We start from the raw sequence: 3241 nt of genomic DNA on the forward strand, positions 1-3241 counted from the left end.
GCCGCCGAGGATGCGCACGAGGATGATCTTGGCATGGCGGGCGACGCTGTCGACCCAGAGGTCGACGGACATGGGATGGCGCAAGTCGCGCAGTGCGGCCAGCCGCATCGAGGGCAGGCGGTCGGCATCGGTCCTCCACGCCGCCGCCAGTCCGGCGAGGTCGCTGTCGGTGAAGGACAGGGCCACGATATCCGCCGGCGTCTGCCGCAGATCGACCGGCTCGGCGAGGTCGTCGAGCGAGGCGGATGTCGTGGTTAGGATGTGCATCGCAATCCGTGTCCGAAATCAGCCGGCGAGTATACGCTCGATCGCCGGGCGGTTCAGCCCTTTCAGGCCGATGACGACGAGGCGCGAGCGGCGGTCATCCTCAGCGGTCCAGGCGCGGTCCTAGTAATGATTGACGCGCGGCCCGACGGCCTGCAGCAAGAGCCGCATCGGCTTGCCGCCGACCTCGACGAAGCCTTTTACGCGCAGCACGTTCTCTTCTTCGGCGACGGTGGCGACGCGCTTTGCCAGCTCGTCCGGATTGGCGATCGAGGCAATGTCGACGATGAACGTGTCGAAGTCGTCATGCTCGTGGTCGAATGCGCCGTCATGATGGGACTTGCGGTTTTCGATGTCGTCCTCGACGGCCAGACCGAGCCCGAGCAGCACGGAGGGATCGACCTTGCCATGCGAGGTCGGCACGATCTTCACTGCGCGGGCGGAGTGTTCGCCAACGATGGCATTGGCGCGGGCGGTGCCGGCGGCGTCCATCAGGTCGCTCTTCGACAGGATGATCAGGTCGGCGCAGGCGATCTGGTCCTCGAACACTTCTTCCACCGGATCGTCGTGGTCGAGCGTCTCGTCCCCGGCGCGCTGCGCCTGGAGGGCCTCCATGTCGTTGGCGACGCGGCCTTCGGCCAATGCCGGTCCGTCGACCACGGCGATGACGCCATCGACGGTCACCCGGCTTTTCACGCTGGGCCACTGAAAGGCCTGGACCAGCGGCTTGGGCAGTGCCAGGCCCGAGGTTTCGATCAGGATATGGTCGACCCTCGGCGTCAGCGACAGGATTTGGTCGAGCGCCGGGACGAAGTCGTCGGCGACAGTGCAGCAGATACAGCCATTGGCCAGTTCGACGATGTTTTCCTCGGGGCAGGTGTCGATACCGCATCCCTTGAGGATCTCGCCATCGATGCCGATGTCGCCGAATTCGTTGACGATGATGGCGATGCGCTTGCCGCCGGCGTTTTCCAGGAGATGGCGGACCAGCGTCGTCTTGCCGGCGCCGAGGAAGCCAGTGACGACGGTGCAGGGAACGCGGGATACGGAAGTGGTCATGGTCAATCCTTCAGCATGTCGATGGGTGGAATGCGGGCCACGAGGCCGCGCTTGAGGCTATCGGGGCGGCCACGCCACGGGATCAGGCCATCTTTCGAGGTGGCGAAGAGCTTTGCGCCTGTCACGAGGTCGGCGCCGCTGGTCGCGGTCAGGTCGCCGAAGACATAGCTCCAGCAACCGTCGCGCAGGATCGCGGCGCTGAGGCGCCGCTTGCAATTGCCAAGGCATTCGACGCTGCGGATGCGGATATCGTCGCCAGCGGCGGCGCGGCGCGTGTCGTCCGTCAGCAACTCGCCGGCGCGGGGATGAGCGTCGGAGCCGGTCTCATTGCGGCAGGAGCCGCAGACGATGATGGTGACGCCGGCCAAGGCATCATCATGGCCGGACGAAATATCCGCTGTGCCAGCCGAAAAACTGCTGTCGTGGTCCAAAGATCGGGCTCCTTGCCCGGAAACCCGCCGGGCGATCGGATTCTACAGTCGCAGACGGCAGGTCTCCTGGCTCGCGAGTCATCGCCTTGGGTAGCCGCCTTCCCGGGAATTCCCAGTGGTTTTCGGCCTTGGCTCTTCGCTTACAGTTGCGGGGACAGCCGCGGATTTGGGATTTTGCCCCGCACCGCATTCCCTCTTAGCCCTTGCCGTTGCGGGCAAGGGACCATCTGGAACCGGATTTAGGCTTTTGCGGGCGGCGGTGTCAACGCGAGCTTACGACACGGCTATGTCGGCCAGCGCCGCGCCCAAATCGCCGGCAGGCGTCACTTCGATGCGTTCGAGCCCGAGCCAACCTTGCATCTGCTTCAATTCCTCGAACAGCTCCGCAGCGGTTTCAGGCGGCGCACCGGGCTCGGCATAGGCCGCATGGACCCGCAGTATGCTGGCCGGGCGATCGGCCTTGAGGTCGACGCGTGCCACGATCCTGTCGCCGAGCAGGAACGGCAGGACATAATAGCCATACTGCCGCTTGTCGGCAGGTGTGTAGATCTCGATGCGGTAGTGGAAATCGAACAGCCGCTCGGTGCGCGAGCGCTCGAAGACGACCGGATCGAAGGGTGCCAGCAAGGCGCGGGCCTCGACTTTGCGCGGCAGACGGGCGTCCCGGTGAAGATAGGCCGGCTTGTCCCAGCCTTCGACACGCACCGGCAGCAACTCGCCCGTTTCAACCAGTTCCTCCAACCGGCCTTTCATATCGGCCGGCGACAGGCGGAAATAGTCGCGCAAATCGCTTGAAGTCGCCACGCCGTGGGCGCGGGCGGAAATGCGCAGCAATTCGCGGTGCGCGTCCTCAGGCGTCGGCACCGGCAGATCGAGGATCGCCTGCGGCAGCACGCGCTCGGGCAGGTCATAGAAGCGCTCGAAACCGCGGCGGTGCGCCGTGGTGATGCGGCCGGCCCAGAACAGCCATTCGAAGGCGTGTTTGGCATCGCTCCAGCCCCACCAGCCGCCCGAACCTTTCTGGCCCTCCAGCGCGGAAGCGGCGATCGGGCCGCGCTCGGCGACCTCGCGGTAGATCTCTTCGATGTAGGCGGCGTGCTCGCGGCCCCATTTGGCGAGACCCAGATACATTTCCTCGCCCCGCTCGGCGCGCTGCATGCGCCAGCGCATCAGCGGGTATGTCTCGACCGGCAGGAAGGACGCCTCGTGCGCCCAGTATTCGAAAACCGTGCGCTTACGCGTCACGGCCGCGTTGTCGAGCAGCGAGAACGGGTAGGGGCCAAGGCGCGAATAGAGCGGCATATAATGAGCGCGCACCACCGCGCTGACGGAATCGATCTGCAACAGGCCGGTGCGGGAGAGCGTGCGGGCAAAATGCCGGCGGTCGGGCGTGCCGGTCGGGCGAGGATCGAGGAACCCTTGGGCGGCAAGGGCGATGCGCCGGGCCATCGGGAGCGAGATCTTTTCCTTCATGCAGGTATCACTTT

At 65.4% G+C, this 3241-nt stretch carries 3 protein-coding genes, 1 pseudogene and 1 riboswitch; all 4 genes and pseudogenes read right to left on the reverse strand.

The window, feature by feature from the left end; all coding sequences use genetic code 11:
• Positions 1-267 (reverse strand): hypothetical protein (locus ENZ74_RS26485; protein WP_164761230.1); only part of this gene is annotated, 267 nt, incomplete at its 3' end.
• A gap of 18 nt (positions 268-285) precedes the next feature.
• Positions 286-1323, reverse strand: a pseudogene (gene cobW, locus ENZ74_RS26490) (cobalamin biosynthesis protein CobW).
• 2 nt (positions 1324-1325) lie between these two features.
• Positions 1326-1754, reverse strand: coding sequence for a DUF1636 family protein (locus ENZ74_RS26495; RefSeq protein ID WP_013531088.1), 429 nt, complete (start codon positions 1752-1754; stop codon positions 1326-1328).
• A 38-nt stretch (positions 1755-1792) separates the two neighbouring features.
• A riboswitch (cobalamin riboswitch) is annotated at positions 1793-1997 on the reverse strand.
• A 30-nt stretch (positions 1998-2027) separates the two neighbouring features.
• A complete protein-coding gene (locus ENZ74_RS26500) occupies positions 2028-3227 on the reverse strand; it encodes a winged helix-turn-helix domain-containing protein (protein ID WP_063168239.1) in 1200 nt (399 codons plus the stop codon).
• Positions 3228-3241 lie beyond the last annotated feature (14 nt).

Origin of the sequence: Mesorhizobium sp. M7A.F.Ca.CA.002.15.2.1 (assembly GCF_003998715.1) — a bacterium.
Classification (GTDB): domain Bacteria; phylum Pseudomonadota; class Alphaproteobacteria; order Rhizobiales; family Rhizobiaceae; genus Mesorhizobium; species Mesorhizobium ciceri.

Excerpts from the sequence above, each read along its gene's own strand:
- ENZ74_RS26500 (WP_063168239.1), bottom strand. The coding sequence starts at position 3,227 with ATGAAGGAAAAGATCTCGCTCCCGATGGCCCGGCGCATCGCCCTTGCC.